We start from the raw sequence: 16,546 nt of genomic DNA, 5'->3' as shown, positions 1-16,546 counted from the left end.
GCCGTTTTACGCGCCAGCTGCCTATTCAGCCCGATTATACGGGCCGTACCATTGATGCCATTATCAGTGAAAAGGTACGCGTGCTGTGGAAGGAGCGCGACGGCAAAGATGAAGTGATCATACTGGAATAGAAAAATTCGGTACCCGGATTTTAATTTTCACCTGTATATTTGCAACTTAGAATGTCACTCTCAGTAAAACATCTACTCGGCATACGCGATCTGGAACGTCAGGATATAGAGCTTGTTTTTCAAACAGCCGACCAGTTTAAAGAAGTGTTGCAACGGCCCATCAAGAAGGTTCCCACCTTGCGCGATACTACCATCGTGAATGTATTTTTTGAAAACTCTACCCGTACCCGCATCTCCTTTGAGCTGGCAGAAAAGCGATTAGGCGCGGATGTAGTGAACTTCTCGGCCTCCGGCTCCTCTGTTTCAAAAGGGGAAACGCTCATAGATACGGTGAACAACATCCTGTCTATGAAAGTAGACATGGTGGTGATGCGGCACTCCGCCAGCGGCGCACCGCACTTTCTTTCCAAACACATACAGGCGCCTATTGTAAATGCCGGCGATGGAATTAATGAACATCCCACGCAGGCGCTGCTGGATGCATTCTCCATCCGCGAAAAGCTGGGCAGCGTTACTGGTAAAAAAATAGCCATCTGCGGAGATATTATGCATTCCCGCGTGGCCTTATCCAATATTTACTGCCTTAAAAAGCTGGGCGCCGAAGTAACGGTGGTAGGCCCGCCCACGCTTATTCCCAAGTACCTTGAAAAAGCGCTGGGGGTAAACGTAACCTATAGCATCCGCGAGGCGCTGGCCTGGTGCGATGTAGCCAACGTGCTGCGCATACAGCTGGAACGACAGAACACCCCGCTGTTCTCCTCCCTGCGGGAGTACTCCCTGGCCTATGGCGTAAACCGCCGCCTGCTGGACAGCCTGCAGAAAGACATTGTAATTATGCATCCCGGGCCTATAAACCGCGGGGTAGAGCTGAATTCCGATGTGGCGGATTCCGGCCAGTCCATTATCCTGCAACAGGTTGAAAACGGCGTTGCGGTTCGTATGGCCGTGCTGTATTTACTGGCAGGAAAGAACAATTAGTAGTTACGAATTACAAATTGAGGCAAAGCGCTATTTTAATCACCGCCATGAAGCAGAAAGTATTTTTAATGGGCAACCTGCCGTTATCAGATCATCTCAACAATTATTCGCATTCATGATAATTTTCAATGACACTCATGCTCCGCAAAGCGGAGTCGTATTGAACAATTCGTAATTGACTCATGCGTACCGTTCTGCTGCTGCTTATTTCCAACACCTTTATGACATTTGCCTGGTACGGCCACCTGAAACACCAGGATGTGGCGTTGTGGAAGGTGATCCTCATCAGCTGGTCCATTGCCTTTTTTGAATACTGCTTTATGGTGCCGGCCAACCGCCTGGGTGCGCAGGAAGGCTTCAGCGGCTTTCAGCTCAAAACCATCCAGGAAGTAATAACACTCACCGTATTTTGCCTGTTTGCCATATTTTACCTGAAAGAGCCCCTGCGCTGGAATTATCTTGTTTCGTTTTTTTGCATACTTGCGGCCGTATATTTTATGTTCAAAAAATAGCAGGGCAGCTGCTGTTTGCGGTTATCCTCCCGCATGCCGCACATACTCCCTGTCAATCCATCTGCACATCCGCACATTTGCACATCCACTCATCCCTTTATCGCTCCACTCTCACAATTGCCTATACGTACAACTGCACATTCGGATATTAAATGCTTATTTTTGATTATCTGAAAACCACGATAACCAACATGTTTGTAAGGATCAGCTTAGCACTTACCGCCCTATTGGCCCAACTATCAGTGTGGGCGCAGCCTACGCCTGTATGGGATGCTGCCGCCATTAAACTGCAGCTACGGAAACTAGACACGCTGGGCAGCGTATTATACATGGCCGCTCACCCGGATGACGAAAATACCCGCCTGCTTGGCTACCTGGCGAAAGAAAAATTATACCGCACCGGTTACCTGTCGCTTACCCGTGGCGACGGCGGACAAAACCTGGTTGGCAATGAGCAGGGAGAGTTGCTGGGCCTCATACGCACACAGGAGCTGCTGGCCGCCCGCCGCATTGACGGCGCAGAGCAGTTCTTTACCCGTGCGCAGGACTTTGGATTTTCCAAGAACCCGCAGGAAACATTCACCATCTGGGACCGCGATAAAATACTGGGCGATGCAGTGTGGGTGATCCGCAAGTTTCGCCCCGATGTAATTATTTGCCGCTTTCCGGCCGACAGCCGCGCAGGCCACGGCCACCACACCGCATCCGCCATACTGGCGGCAGAAGCTTTTACCGCAGCGGCAGATCCCAAACGCTACCCCGAACAATTAAAATACGTACAACCCTGGCAGGCCAAACGCCTGTTATGGAACACCTTTAACTTCGGCGGTAACAATACTACCGCACCCGACCAGTACAAGATAGATGTAGGCACCTTTAATGTGCTGCTGGGCAGAAGCTACGGCGAAATAGCCGCCGAAAGCCGCTCCCAGCACAAGAGCCAGGGCTTTGGCGTAGCGCCTTCCCGCGGCAGCTCAATGGAATACTTCACTACCATTAAAGGCGACGCGCCGCAGCACGGCCTTATGGACGGCATTAACACCACCTGGGACCGCGTGCCCGGCGGTAAAGCCATTGGCGATATGGTAAACAGGGCCATTGCAGATTACCGGGTAGATGATCCTTCGGCCACTGTACCTGCGCTGCTGGCCATACACAAAGCTATTAGCGCCCTGCCGGACGGCTACTGGAAAACGCAGAAGCTGAAAGAGGTGGAAGACCTGGTGCTGGCCTGCGCCGGCTTGTGGATGGAAGCTTACAGCGCCACACCATCAACCGTGCCCGGCGAGCCTTTACTGACCAGCATACAGCTGATTAATAACAGCCATATACCGGTACATGTACAAAGCATACAGGTGCAGGACAAAGATACTTCCCTGAACAATATGCAGCTGGAGTACAACCGGCTGGTAACGGTTCAGCAAATGCTCACGGTGCCTGCCAATACCGCTGTATCACAGCCTTACTGGCTGGCGGCCCCGCATCCGCTGGGCATGTACGTAATACCCGATCAGCAGCTGGTAGGCCACCCGGAAAACATACCGCCTTTACAGGCAGCCATTCACCTGGATATTAACGGCCAATCCTTTACCGTGCAACGCCCCCTGCAATACAAACATACCGATCCTGTAAAAGGCGAGGTGTATGAGCCCCTGGTAATAGCGCCGCCCATAGTGGCCAACCTGGCTAACCAGGTGTTTATTTTTACAGAACCGCAGGCGCAGCCTGTAACTGTAAAGCTGAAGGCCATGGCCGATAATACCAGCGGCACCGTGCAGCTGCGCATACCGCCGGGCTTTAAAGCCAGCCCTGAGCAGCAGTCGTTTACCCTTAACCGTAAGGGCGATGAAACAACCGTGCTGTTTAACCTGGTGCCTACGCAGCTGAACCCTACCATCAGCCGGGTAGATACCTTTACCGTAGCTGCAGCGGTAAACGGCCATGTATATAAGCAGGCCCTGCAAACCATCCACTACGACCATATTCCGCCCATAACCCTGTTCCCGCAGGCAGCTGCCAGGCTGGTAAGCCTGCCGCTGAAGCATAACGGCAACAGGCTGGGGTACATAGCCGGCGCAGGCGACATGGTGGCCGCCTCACTGCGGCAGGTAGGCTATAATGTTAACGCGCTGGATGAGAAAGATATAATGGGCGGGCAGCTGCAGCAATATGATGCTATTATTGTGGGTGTGCGTGCCTATAATACTAATGAACGTTTGAAATACTGGCAGCCCCGTTTAATGGATTATGTAAAGAACGGCGGCACGCTGGTGGTACAATATAACACCTCTGCGCCACTGGTTACCAGCCAGTTGGGCCCTTACCCGTTTAGCCTTTCCCGTAGCGCGCGGGTAACCGACGAAAACGCCAAGGTTACCTGGCTGCTGCCCAACGATGAGGTAATGCATTACCCCAATGAGATCACGCAACGTGATTTCGACGGGTGGGTACAGGAGCGCGGCTTATATTTTACAACAGATGCGGCGCCGGAATACCGCAAGCTGTTTGCCATGCACGACAAAGGCGAGCAGCCGCTGGATGGCAGCACCCTGGTAGCTAATTACGGCAAGGGCAGGTATGTGTACACTTCGCTGGCCTTTTTCCGGGAGCTGCCCGCAGGGGTGCCCGGCGCCTACCGCTTATTTGTAAACCTTATATCAGCAAAAAAATAAATCGTTGGGGCTATGCAGTTACTGATCATACGCAGCCAGGCGCAGTAACTGCATAGCGGCTTTTAAAACAGTATTATGTCTAAACACGAAGAAAACCGCCCCCGGATTAGCATTGCTGCGGGCCTGTGTATAGCAATAGGCCTTATCATTGGTATTGTAATTAAACGGGTGCAGGTAGGCCTGTTAATTGGTTTGGCCCTGGGGCTGTTAGGAGGAGGATTGTTGAGAAGACCATGAGGCAATTACAAATTGTCAATTACGAATTAATGAAGCGCTGCCCGTATGGGGCGCTATGCTGAAGGAGATATACAATGTGCTAAAGGAAATCTATAACCGGGTGAAGGAACATTCATCCATAAATTATTCATTTAAAAACATTCATTACTAACCTGTTTGCGAACTATTGATTACAAATCGTTACTGATTGTGTAAAGGAAGCTATGTTATTCACAGAATGTTATCCAATTATTCTAACGGCTAATTAGTGTAAAGCATTTCTGTTTTGGGAAGCGCATTCGCAATGAATAATTCGTAATTGATAATTGATAATTCGTAATTGACAATTGACTTTGTTATGGAAGATGAAAAACCGCCTTTATTCCATGCGTGGTGGCCCTGGTACCTGTTGGTGATAGCATGGCTGGCTGTACTGATTGTGTTATTCTTTTTATTCACCAAAACATTTTCATGAGTGCACTGGACTGGATTGTGCTATCCGCAACTTTAGCAGTTATTATCCTGTATGGGGTATGGAAAAGCCGTGGACAAAAGAACATTCAGGGGTATTTCCTGGGCAACCAATCCATGCCCTGGTATATTGTACTGCTGTCGATCATTGGTACGCAGGCCAGCGCCATCACTTTTATATCCGCTCCCGGCCAGGCTTATACAGACGGGATGCGTTTTGTGCAGTATTACTTTGGCCTGCCCCTGGCCATGGTAGTGCTGTGCATCACCTTTGTGCCTATTTTTCACAAGCTAAAGGTATTTACCGCCTACGAGTTCCTGGAGCAGCGGTTTGACCTGAAAACGCGCACCCTCACTTCCATCCTGTTCCTGGTGCAGCGGGGGCTTTCTACCGGCATCAGTATTTACGCGCCTTCCATTATCCTCAGCAGCCTGCTGGGCTGGAATATTTACTGGACCAACATTGTAATGGGCGGGCTGCTTATTATTTATACCATGTCCGGCGGCACCCGCGCGGTAAGCTACACGCAAACCCTTCAGCTGGTAATTGTTTTTACGGGTATGTTCCTTGCCGGATGGATGGTGGTGCACCTGCTGCCGCCTGATATTGGCTTTTCAGATGCATTGCATGTAGCAGGTAAAATGAACCGGCTGAACGTGATTGTTACCAGTTTTGACTGGCAGGATAAGTACAACATCTGGAGCGGGGTAATAGGCGGGTTTTTCCTGGCACTGTCGTACTTTGGTACAGATCAGTCGCAGGTAGGGCGCTATCTTACCGCGCGATCTGTAACGGAAAGCAGGCTGGGATTGCTGATGAACGGGCTGGTAAAGGTGCCCATGCAGTTCCTGATACTGTTGATAGGCGCGCTGGTGTTTGTGTTTTACCTGTACTTTCGCTCGCCCATTTTTTTTAATGAGGCGCAGCTGGATAAAACTTATGAAACAGCGCAGGGGCCTGCATTAAAAAAGCTGGAGGCGCACTACGATGAGCTGTCGGCCGTGAAAACAACGCAGGTAAAGGCCCTGGCCGATGCGTTGGCAGTAAAGGATGAAGCTGCGGTGCAAAAAGCACAACTGCAGCTGCGAACCACGGAGTCGGCTGCCGCAGCGCTCCGGGAGCAGGCCACTACACTCATCAAAAAGGCCGATCCTGCTGCGGATGATAATGATACCAACTATATTTTCCTGCATTTTGTAGTGCATAACCTGCCCAAAGGCCTGGTAGGGCTGCTGATCGCTATTATTTTCCTGGCTTCCTGGGGCAGCGTGGCGGCAGCGCTGAACTCATTGGCCTCCACCACCATCGTGGACGTATATAAACGTATGGTGAACAAGGATGATACGGACGGGCACTACCTGCGAACATCCCGGTGGTGGACGCTGATATGGGGTATTTTCTGCATTATGGTAGCGCAGTTTGCCAGCCAGCTGGGCAGCCTCATTGAAGCGGTAAACGTACTGGGTTCGCTGTTCTACGGGGTAATACTCGGCATTTTCATGATCGCTTTTTATATTAAGCGCATAGGCGGCACCGCCACCTTCTGGAGCGCCATTATTTCAGAGGTGCTGATCATCACCATTTATAAATGGAACATTGTTTCCTTCTTGTGGCTGAATGTTATCGGCTGCGGGCTGGTAATAGTGCTGGGGGCAGCCATACAGGTGTTCAGGAAAAGTGTAAAATCATGAATGTAAAATTTTACATTTTACATTCCACCAGGTTCGGTATATCCTGCATGCTTTCCGCATCTTTAGGATGCACCTGCTGCACGGCGCCTTTTGCGGCAAAGCGGTAAATGCTGCCGGTGTGCACGCCCACAGTAGTTAAAGCAGTATTGCCAATATACCGGAAAAAGGGATAGGCGGCAGCCTGTTCCGGTGATCGTTGGGCCATGCCCGTTACAGGGGCGGTTAAGGTGGCCCGCTTTTTTCCACAACACATAGTGTAAGATTTTAAGTAGCAGTATTTTCCCTGCTAGCCAGTTTTTCCAGCAGTATGGCTGCGCCGGACAGGGCAGGCCACAGCAGCAGCTTTTCCTGCCAGCCGGCGCCCAGCCATGCCGCAAAGGGCAGCGCTATCCATATGCTTAAACAATAAAAGCAGTCGAGCAGGCTTCCGAAGAAACCTGCTCCTGCTTTTTTTCGCAACCAAAAAACAACATCAAAAGGCCCGTCTTCCGCCTGCAGCAGGTGCGTAATGCGCCAGACGGCCAGTATACACAATATGAAAAAGTATATATGCATGGGCGTTAGTGCTTATCCCAGGCAGAAGCCTTTAGGCATGTAATTGTAATACCCGTATTGGCTGCTGCCTGCAATGGTGCGGTCGTGGCCCTGGATCCAGATATTATAGCCGCAGGGCGGGGTGGCGGCGGTGGTTTGCAGCGTCCAGGTGCCGGATTTGCCGGCATCCGGTAACGGGAACATGGCGCTGCCGTAAGCCAGTGAAGCTGTAGGCAAACCATCTATGGTAATGGTGGCGCCTGCCGCTGCCGGTGTAATATACAGGCTCATGCCGCCGCTGTGCGCATCCAGCATATGATAGGTGCCGGAAATGCTGCTGCCCGGTGCAAAGTCGGCACAGTCGCCGCCGCCGCTGGTAATGGTTACATCCACATCCGGCGCATTTACATCTGCCAGGAATTTCACCCACTGGCTGTTGTAGAACACTCCGCCCAGGGTTACATCCTCAAACTCGATCTTAATGTAATGTATACCGTTTAAAGCGGGCACAAAGCTGCCAAACAAATCATCTACAATAAAAGTGTTGGAGCCGGGGTTCGCCAGGTAAGGCATCCAGCCGTTGGCATCCGGTGTTAAGGTTATTACCGGGCTAATGGCGCCAAAGGTATCTGTTTTTATATGCACCGGCGTCATTACGGAATGTTCTGTAACGCCTGGCTCTATAACACGGATGCGGTAGCGGAAGCTATGGCTGTTTTGGTTAAAGAAACGGCCGCGCAGCGTGGTGTTGCCGCCAAACGGGCTTTCCACGGCTGTAAAGCCCAAAGTGTGCAGGCCATTGGCTTCGCCGGTAACAGGGCTTATAAGATCTACCGGCATACCGCCCAGCAGCTCTATAAAAGGTTTCAGCTGGCCGCCGGGCACGCCGCTGGGCAGGGGTTTAATTTCCACGTTACATTCCTCACGGTCGCCCCAGGGCGCTACCCAGTTGGGATCAACCGGTGGTACGTAGTTCCAGGAAAGTATTACGCGCACTTTGGCTTTTCCGGTCTGGCACCACTCTTTCTGGTAGGGGTCCAGCACCACTTTCAGCGGCGCATTGTACCACAGCCCTTTATCGGGCAGCGGAATGTCATGCACGGTTACGGACGATGTGCCCATGTACACCCATCCGCCGCCAAAATCCATATAATAGGCCAGGTATTCCTTAGAGCCTTTGGAGCACAGGTTACCGGAGTAGCCGGCGCTGCGTTTGATGTGTATGGCGGCGTTCAGCGTGTCCAGCCCGCGGTTAAGGCCTACGCAGGTTACTTCCTCATAGGTGGTGTTGAATTGCTGCTGCTGCAGTACGCCGATAATTTCGCTGAGGTCCAGCTCATATTTTTTCAGCAGCTCATACTGCGGGGCGGTAATGGCTGCTTTGGTGAACAGGGTATTGCTTACAAAGCTGAAGCCTTTGCGGGCAGGTTCAATATCCTTGCCGTATATCTTAATGATCTCTTCCAGGGAGTAGTTCTCTTTCAGCACGGGCGTATATTCCAGCGGGGGCAGGGCGGCATCTACCAGCTCAAACTGTTTTTCATCCAGCTTAACGCCGGCGCTTACCAGTATATCGTCCAGCAGGCAAATGAAGCCGGTGCGCGGGGCTGCCTGTATATTGGCATCCAGCACATTGCCCCACACCGGCGACCAGAAAGGCGCGCCGGCCGGCGGCAGCTGGTTCCACGAAAGAATGGCGCGCGCCAGCGGCAGCACGGGCTTTTTATCGCAGCAGCTCCTTTTCTTGGGAGTGAAGTTCACGAACACCTCATAGCACAGGTCACCGGCGCCGCCAAAATCATGGATATTAAAGCCGGTCACGCCTTCATCTTCCCAGGAGGTGCCGTTATCGTAGCTTACAAAAAAGCGGACATATTCCTTGCTGCCGGGCGTACAGGGGCCGCCATTATAGCCATAGCCCTGCTTTACCTTTACGATGGCGCTCAGGCGCTCTATATCGGGTTTATAGCTTACGCAGGTTACCTCTTCATAGAAGGTGTTGAACAGCAGGTTTACTTCGGGTTGGAATAGCTGGTTCAGGGGACTGTCTTTGTCCTGTATGCCAAAATAATTGGGGTTTTTGAGCAGCAGCCAGTGCTGGTTGCTCCGCAGCTGGGCATTATCGCCTGCGGCGGCAGCGGCGGCATTTGGAGTTACCTTAATGCGTGGTTGTGATTGCATAACATACTTTTTTGGGGTCAGATAAAAAATAAACATTCCTCCCACCGGGAGGCTTTTGGGGTATTGAATACAAAATTACCGGAATAGGGTAACAGCAGACAAGCGTAGAAATACGCGAAAAAATGTGCAGATATGCAAATGTGCAGATGTGCAGGTATTAAATGTTCGATGTGTTCCCTGAAATTAAAAGTCCTACACCTTTAAAGTGCAGGACTTTTTTATGTATATGCTCACTGTATTATTTCATCTGCACATCTGCACATTTGCACATCGATTTACAGTTCTGCTATGAGCTTGTTGTTTAAAGCTACGTAGTCGTCGTTTTTGGCTTCTTTAGCCAGCTCAATGGATTGCAGGGCAGTAGCTTTGGCGCCTTGCTTATCGCCGGTTTTGGCCTGTATGCGGGCTTTCAGGTAATACATATAAAACGCCTTGGGATTTTCCTTAATGGCGGCATCTACCCAGCTAAGCGCCTGCTTATCGTCTTTGCCGTTTTCAAAGTAGTAGCTGGCGGCAGCAAAATAAGGCTTCTTATCGCCTTTCATGGCGTCGTCTATCTGCTGCATTACCTTACTGTCAATATCAGCGGTTATTTCCACCGGCACAGCGGTACGGTCCCACAGCAGCAGCATGGTCATGGAGGTTGACTTTACATCGTCAAAAGTGATCATAAAGCTTTCTACGCTCACCGGCATATCGGAAGACTGAACGGTGACGCGCACCACATCATTTTCCGGTTTGTAGGCAGCAGGGCTGGTTACATTCAGGTCTTTGGTGAGGATAACGGTCCATTCAGACTGGCCCGGGATGGTAAGCAGGCCGTATTTACCGGCTTTAACATCCTTACCGCCGAATTTAACATCTTCCCCAAAGGTAATGGTGGTGGCGCTGTTGGCGCCTGTTCTCCATACTTTGCCATAGGGCACCAGGTCGCCCATGATGGTACGTCCTTTTACCCCGGGGCGGGAATAGGTTACTTCTACAGATGACAGGGCAAAATCCTGCTTAACGGTTTGGCCGGGGCTGGGGGCCGGTAGTTTCAGGCTCTGCGCAAAAGCACCCTGGGCCATGAACAGCAGGGCACAGGCAGCTACAGCAAAATGGTAACGGAAAGTTTTCATAATTATAATTGGTGGTTTTAAAAGCATAAAGCAAAAAGCATAAAGCATAAAGCACAAGGCTGAAAGCAAAAAGCACAATTTATAAAGGATAAAGTTCAAAGCATAAGATCAGCAGCCTGGTTTAAAAGGCTAAAATACGGAAGGGTTTTTGATTCTCGCTTTCCACTCATATAATATAACGTAGTGCATTAAACGCCAATCTGCTGTATGGGAGAGAGCCGCATATTTTTAGCGGTCTTGTGCCTGGTGACGTATCACTTGTTCCGTTAAAAGCCGCATGCTATACCGGAAAACATATTGTTACCTTTTCCACCCATGCTTTATATTGCAGATAAGCAAACGGTCATCTCCAATACAGGAAAGCTTTCAGCTTTATGCTTTATGCTTTCCGCTTACTCAATCAACCCGTTCCGGAAGGCATAGATCACCAGGCCCACCGTGTTTTTGGCGCTGGTTTTTTCCAGCAGCTTCTGCCGGATGCCTTCTACTGTGCGGGGGCTCAGGAATATTTTTTCGGATATTTCCTGGGTAGTGCATTCATTGCAGATCAGCTGCAGCACTTCCTTTTCGCGGTCGTTCAGCTGCAGCTCTGTATTGCCGGCATTGTTCCTGAAGGTGGGTTTAAATTGTTGTTTGTTCTTGTGCAGTACTTTTTTCAGCAGGGCAAGGTTCACGTTCTCGCTGAAGTAAAAGCCTTTTTCATAGGTGGTGCAAATGGCTTCGTATATCTCCTCCGGCTCCGCGTTCTTGAGCAAATAGGCGTTGGCGCCGTTTTCTACCAGGTGTACAATAAAGTTATCGTCTTCATACATGGTGAGGATAATGACCTTTATATCCGGGTAGCGCTCTTTTACCTGTATGGTAGCCTGTATGCCGTCCATATTGGGCATTTTCAGGTCCATCAGTATTACGTCCGGCTGCTGTTCTTCCATTATTTTTAACAGGTGCTCACCATCCTCCGCTTCAAAAACCACATTGATATTATCATAAGGTGTGAGCGTATTTATAACGCCGCTGCGAAAGATCTTGTGATCATCAGCAATCGCCACTTTTATCTTTTCCGCCATAGGGAGTAATAATTGTGTACAGTGTAAATCGCCCGTAAAGTTAAGTGATTTTTTTTCGTAACGTTTAACAGCCAACAATTTAGTAACTAACAAGTTATCCCGGTTAGCTCATAGACGGTTGATAGTCTTCCACCCTTATCTGCGCAATGGTGCCTTCAGGGGACCTTGCTGCAAAGTTGATACTTCCGCCGATAATATTCAAACGGCTTTCGATGTTTTTCAGCCCCAGGCTGCCGGTTTTTTTACGGGAGCTGTCCAGGGCAGCCAGCAGCCGGCCGTTGCCATTGTCTTCCACATCAATGCTTAAGAGGGTAGGGGTGCTGTGGTAGGTGATCAGCACTTCGGTGGCCTGTGCGTGCTTCAGTATGTTGTTCATCAGCTCCTGCACCACGCGGTACACGTTCAGGGCTTTTTCCCGGTCAACCGGCTGGCTGTTGCCGCCTGTTTTAAAAGTAATGCGTACCTGCTTGTTCTTGTTCATGAGGCTACAGAACGAGTCCAGGGCATGGGAAAGGCCCAGGTTATCCAGGGCCTGGGGGTGCAGGCTTTGGGAGATAAAACGCAGGTGCTGTATAATGGTGTCTGTAAAATCCTTGGTTTCCTTGAGGCGTTCGGTTTCGCCGTTGCCGTTCTTCAGGTGCTGCTGCAACTGCCCCAGGTTCAGCTTTAGCACAGACAGCTGTGCGCCCACTTCATCATGCAGGTCTTCTGCAATGCGCTTGCGCTCCTGCTCCTGGCCCTGCAGCACTGCTACCAGGCGCTCCCGCTGCAGCTCCAGGTCTTTGTCGCGCAGCGCCAGCTTGTGCTGTATTACCTGTTTTTGCTGAAATATAACCAGCACTACTACCAGTATGCCCAGCAGCAGCATGGCAACGGTGCCCATTATCACCATTTCAACTATATTCATGCGTGCTGTTTTTTTGCTTTCAGGAGGCCAATATAAAAAAGAATTCCTTCTATAATGCCGCTTATGAAAACCAGGGAGAGAATAACCATGTGAGAGTTGGCTACTCCGTGTTTCATGAAGAAGTTAAAGGTAAGGTAATGGAGGAATGTGGCGCACAGGTAAATAAACAAACCGGCATTGAACCAGAAGTTAGGCAGGGTATTAATGAATATTGCTTCCTTTACCAGGTCCTCATCAAACAGCAGCTGAATAAAAAACAGGATGCCATAGCTTAGCAGCAAAAAGGTGCGGATGGTCGCAAAAATGGAGTTGAAGGTCATCATACCCTCCAGCTTAAAAAAGTCGAGGAAGAAGACGATCACCGCAGGTGCCTGCAAAATTTTGATCAGCTGTTTAATGACTGTATTCTTGATCAGGTATTGATAGTAGATAGAGAGGATCACAAACTGCACCAGGTTCATAATAGAGCTAAACCATAGGTTATTGTGAAAAACTACGGCAAAAATGGCAGATCCCGCCGCAAAAACCACACTTGAAATAAGGTAATAGAAGGCCCATTTGCCTGCACTATCCAACCGCCTGAAATTTAAAGTGAAGGGGATCAAAAGTAAACATTCGATCCCCGTCATAATATAAAAAATAACTGTATAAATAATCACTTAGTAGCGCTTTATTTTCAATACTCATGGGCAGTACGTGGGGCAGGGCAGGCCACCATCCAACGCTTTGCCACCACCATCGTCATCCGGGTCGCTTCCACTTCCGCTGCCAAAGCTGGCGCCGGCGGTATAGGGCTTGGGCGGATGATAGGCCATGTTCTTGCCTTCTTTATTTACAGGGTATATCACCATCTTTTTATCATCAATACCATCTCCGTTCAGATCCATGCCGTAATAAATGCGGATGCCAACACAATCAGGGCAATCCAGCAACTCCTTGATTTTGTCCCTGCCAAAAAAGTAAGCTTTGGTAGAATTATGTCGTCCCTGCTTTTTTTCATGATCATCGTGATTGCCGATCAGCCGGTCGGCCTCCTTCAATGAAATGAATGTTCCCGCATCGGCGGGGAAATTCTTTTTAGTTGTGGTACTCATGTGTTTTAGTTTTAGTTAGTAGTTAGTGGTTAGTTGCGTATACAATGAGCTATAACATAAAGGTATTATAAAATCCTGCTTTTAAAACAACAGGTATATATAGTACTTTTGTGTTAAGTGTAGATGGATTTTGGCTGAAATCAGCCACCAGCAAAGGCTTTTAATGAGGGTGCTTTTGGGGCGATTTTTCCATTTTGCGTACTTTTTGGAAAAAATGCGTAGTTATACGCATCCTGGTGATTAAAGGGTATACCTGCGCTCATCTTTCACAGGAAACATTATATGCTGCCGGCGCTGCACGGCCCTGCACCGGCCTGGTTTGCCTGGTTTACACTACCGCCGCCTGCGGCCGCCTTTCGTATATCCATCTTATTTCCCCTGTTTATGGGTGCTTTTCCGCCACCAGGCTGCCTTACACGTACTTTCCGCAAAAATGCGTAGTTCTACGCATTTTTGGTTTTTGGGGACTTCAACGCTTGTCTGCTGTTGCAATATTCTCAACCTTTGTAACATCAATCCAGGGAAAAAGAATTCAGCAACACGTTATTCACAAGAGGGGGACAGTACCTGGGTTTTCAATTTGGGCCTTTCTACCCATGTTTGTTTCTTCCGGTATATGCAGAGAAAAAGAGAGAAAGAAAAAGTAAAAACTATTCCTGGGGAATAGTCGGTTTTTTAGGTTTAGCTCGTTAACCCCTTTTTTTAAAATTTAAAACTATGAGTTACCTGTTAATTGGAAACATCTCTGCATTGATTTGTGATGATTGTATAGAACCGCTGGCAAAAGGCCGGCTGCGGATTTACCTGCCGGAAGACACTTATCCTGCTGATTATGCCAACAGGGGTAAGTTTAACCACCTTACACAGTTAACACCCAAGCAGGTGGCGCTTAAGGAACATCGTTTACTGGCCGAAACAGTGCTGGATGAAAGAGGCGATTTCCACCTCACCTGGGAACAGTTACACCTGTTCACGGAACCCCTGGAACTGGATCTGTGTTTAAACCAGATGCCGGGCCGGGCCTCCGGAAAAAACAGCGTTAACCAGTATCACCTGAGCAAGCTGGTGCCACACTGGAAACGCACAAAGGATAAATACCTGGCTGCCTATGCATACGTGATCCCTTCCGAGCACTGGAATGCGATACGCGGCAGCTACGGCACCTGGGTGATCAGCGGAACGGTACGTTATTTTGAAACAATGGCCGGTCAGCCGCAGCTGAAGGTAGAAGCTTATAATGCACAGAACAACCATTTGCTGGGTACCACCTATACCAACGGGCAGGGACGGTACAAACTGCATTTCGGTTTGAAAGATATGTCGGCCGGTAAGTTGCTCCCGGTAAAGCATGGCCAGTACCATGCCGGCCCGGATGTATATTTTAAAATATACCGCAACAACCAGCTGCTTTGGGAAGAGGACATACAAATGGCACAAAGCCCGGAAAGAAGGGCAATTGCCCCCTGTACACTACTGAATATCGTTATTAAGCCTGCTACCGCCACACGAGCTACCAGGCAGCTGGCCCACTGGTTGGGCGGCTGGTCAGGAGCAAACAGGCAAAGGAGGAACCAGTTGAATGATTTTCAGTTATTAGCGCCATTCTAGAGTTTTAGTTAGGAGTCATCTTGTTTGAGAGCCCCAATGCAAATACAAAAACAGCTACCAACTTCAGCCAGTTTAGGGTAGCTGTTTTTTTTATGCTTAAAACCGCGGGTGAAAGCGCTGCAGCGTGTCGCGCAGGTATTCCCGGTCGAGATGCGTATATATTTCCGTGGTGGTAATGCTTTCGTGCCCCAGCATTTCCTGCACCGCCCGCAGGTCGGCCCCACCCTCAACCAGGTGTGTGGCAAAGGAATGCCGGAAGGTGTGCGGCGATACCTGTTTCTGAATGCCTGCTGCGGCTGTAAGCTCTTTTATAACCAGGAATATCATTACCCGGCTAAGGCCGCTGCCCCGGCGGTTCAGGAAAAGCGTATCTTCCTGCCCCTTCTTAACGGGTACGTGTACACGTATCTCATTCATGTACAGGTTTATGTACTTAATGGCATCGCGCCCGATGGGCACCAGCCGCTCTTTGTTGCCTTTACCTATTACGCGTATAAAGCCGGCGTCAAAATGCAGCTGGGATATTTTCAGGTTTATCACCTCACTTACACGCAGGCCGCAGCTGTACATGGTTTCCAGTATGGCGCGGTTGCGCTGTCCTTCCGGGGTGCCGGCCTTTACCTGCGCAATAATGCTTTCTATTTCCGCAAAGCTCAGCACATCCGGCAGCTTGCGGCGTATTTTGGGCGCTTCCAGCAGCTGGGTGGGATCTTCCTTAATAAGATCCTCCATCAGCAGGTATTTATAAAACGCCTTGATGCCTGAAATAATGCGGGCCTGCGAGGTGGCTGTCATACCCAGTTGAGCTATCCACTGCGTGCAGGCCTGCAGGTCGTCCAGCGTAACCTGCACGGGGGCTATTTTTTTATTATTGGCCAGCAGGTACTGCTCCAGCTTTTCCACGTCGCGTATATACGCCTGTACGGAGTTTTCCGACAGCGAGCGTTCCAGCTGCATATAGGCGCTAAAACCTTTCAGGTACACGTTCCACATGAGCGTAAATGTAAAGCAGAAAGGGGAAAGCGTAAAGGGGAAAGCAAAAAGCAAAAAGTAAAAAGTAAAAAGTAAAAAGCGTAAAGCAGGGTGTCATGTCCTGAAGCAAGTGGACAGATTTAAAAACGAATCTGACACAAAACATGGCAAAACAACAGCGGGTAATAGTCCGGTACAGTATTAGCTTCAAGCAAAAGGTAGTCAAAGAGGTTGAATCAGGTCTTGGCGTAGAGGAAGCGCGTCGGCGCTACGGGATCAAAGGCACCTATACCATTCAGCAATGGCTAAAGAAATTTGGGAAAAATCATTTATTAAACAAAATTGTGCGTATAGAAATGAAGGGAGAGCAAGATCGTATAAAAGAGTTAG

16 protein-coding genes are annotated in these 16,546 nt (G+C 49.6%); 7 read left to right on the top strand and 9 right to left on the bottom strand.

Annotation, left to right across the window (positions count from 1 at the left end; genetic code table 11):
- Nucleotides 1-182: 182 nt before the first annotated feature.
- The 5 genes from VFS25_RS04495 (at nt 183) to VFS25_RS04475 (ending at nt 6,672) form a co-directional block, all read left to right on the top strand.
- Nucleotides 183-1,109: an aspartate carbamoyltransferase catalytic subunit gene (locus VFS25_RS04495; protein ID WP_326460925.1), complete on the top strand. Its 927-nt coding sequence runs from the start codon at nt 183-185 to the stop codon at nt 1,107-1,109.
- 182 nt (nt 1,110-1,291) lie between these two features.
- The gene (locus VFS25_RS04490; RefSeq protein WP_326460924.1) at nt 1,292-1,621 is read left to right on the top strand and encodes a DMT family protein; all 330 of its coding nucleotides are present in this window, start codon (nt 1,292-1,294) and stop codon (nt 1,619-1,621) included.
- 227 nt (nt 1,622-1,848) lie between these two features.
- A complete protein-coding gene (locus tag VFS25_RS04485; protein ID WP_326460923.1) occupies nt 1,849-4,293 on the top strand; it encodes a PIG-L family deacetylase in 2,445 nt (814 codons plus the stop codon).
- A 75-nt stretch (nt 4,294-4,368) separates the two neighbouring features.
- Nucleotides 4,369-4,530, top strand: coding sequence for a hypothetical protein (locus VFS25_RS04480; RefSeq protein ID WP_326460922.1), 162 nt, complete (start codon nt 4,369-4,371; stop codon nt 4,528-4,530).
- Nucleotides 4,531-4,980: 450 nt separating this feature from the next.
- Entirely contained in the window at nt 4,981-6,672 is a 1,692-nt protein-coding gene (locus tag VFS25_RS04475; protein ID WP_326460921.1) for a sodium:solute symporter, read from the top strand.
- Between the two features lie 10 nt (nt 6,673-6,682).
- On the opposite strand, the gene VFS25_RS04470 is transcribed toward VFS25_RS04475, so the two are convergent.
- From VFS25_RS04470 to VFS25_RS04435, 8 genes are all read right to left on the bottom strand, one after another.
- Nucleotides 6,683-6,925 carry a hypothetical protein gene (locus VFS25_RS04470; protein ID WP_326460920.1) on the bottom strand — a complete coding sequence of 81 codons (243 nt, stop codon included), beginning with the start codon at nt 6,923-6,925 and terminating at the stop codon, nt 6,683-6,685.
- A gap of 11 nt (nt 6,926-6,936) precedes the next feature.
- A complete protein-coding gene (locus VFS25_RS04465) occupies nt 6,937-7,227 on the bottom strand; it encodes a hypothetical protein (RefSeq protein ID WP_326460919.1) in 291 nt (96 codons plus the stop codon).
- Nucleotides 7,228-7,239: 12 nt separating this feature from the next.
- Nucleotides 7,240-9,387, bottom strand: a complete 2,148-nt coding sequence (locus VFS25_RS04460; RefSeq protein WP_326460918.1) for a hypothetical protein — start codon at nt 9,385-9,387, stop codon at nt 7,240-7,242.
- Between the two features lie 275 nt (nt 9,388-9,662).
- Nucleotides 9,663-10,508, bottom strand: a complete 846-nt coding sequence (locus tag VFS25_RS04455) for a DUF2911 domain-containing protein (protein ID WP_326460917.1) — start codon at nt 10,506-10,508, stop codon at nt 9,663-9,665.
- 392 nt (nt 10,509-10,900) lie between these two features.
- The gene (locus VFS25_RS04450) at nt 10,901-11,575 is read right to left on the bottom strand and encodes a response regulator transcription factor (protein WP_326460916.1); all 675 of its coding nucleotides are present in this window, start codon (nt 11,573-11,575) and stop codon (nt 10,901-10,903) included.
- A 103-nt stretch (nt 11,576-11,678) separates the two neighbouring features.
- Nucleotides 11,679-12,482, bottom strand: coding sequence for a sensor histidine kinase (locus VFS25_RS04445; protein ID WP_326460915.1), 804 nt, complete (start codon nt 12,480-12,482; stop codon nt 11,679-11,681).
- Nucleotides 12,479-12,943: a hypothetical protein gene (locus VFS25_RS04440; protein WP_326460914.1), complete on the bottom strand. Its 465-nt coding sequence runs from the start codon at nt 12,941-12,943 to the stop codon at nt 12,479-12,481. The genes VFS25_RS04445 and VFS25_RS04440 overlap by 4 nt, the downstream gene beginning before the upstream one ends.
- A gap of 222 nt (nt 12,944-13,165) precedes the next feature.
- Nucleotides 13,166-13,576, bottom strand: a complete 411-nt coding sequence (locus tag VFS25_RS04435) for a hypothetical protein (RefSeq protein WP_326460913.1) — start codon at nt 13,574-13,576, stop codon at nt 13,166-13,168.
- A 717-nt stretch (nt 13,577-14,293) separates the two neighbouring features.
- Between VFS25_RS04435 and VFS25_RS04430 the strand changes: the two genes are divergently transcribed.
- Nucleotides 14,294-15,184, top strand: coding sequence for a hypothetical protein (locus tag VFS25_RS04430; RefSeq protein WP_326460912.1), 891 nt, complete (start codon nt 14,294-14,296; stop codon nt 15,182-15,184).
- A 96-nt stretch (nt 15,185-15,280) separates the two neighbouring features.
- Here VFS25_RS04430 and xerD read toward each other — a convergent pair whose 3' ends face one another.
- Nucleotides 15,281-16,231: a site-specific tyrosine recombinase XerD gene (gene xerD, locus VFS25_RS04425; RefSeq protein ID WP_326460911.1), complete on the bottom strand. Its 951-nt coding sequence runs from the start codon at nt 16,229-16,231 to the stop codon at nt 15,281-15,283.
- 89 nt (nt 16,232-16,320) lie between these two features.
- Between xerD and VFS25_RS04420 the strand changes: the two genes are divergently transcribed.
- Nucleotides 16,321-16,546 (top strand): transposase (locus tag VFS25_RS04420; RefSeq protein WP_326460910.1); only part of this gene is annotated, 226 nt, incomplete at its 3' end.

This window comes from Chitinophaga sp. (assembly GCF_035761305.1).
Classification (GTDB): domain Bacteria; phylum Bacteroidota; class Bacteroidia; order Chitinophagales; family Chitinophagaceae; genus Chitinophaga.
The sequence above is the reverse complement of the archived record's forward strand: the minus strand, read 5'-3'. Positions and strand labels throughout refer to the sequence as shown.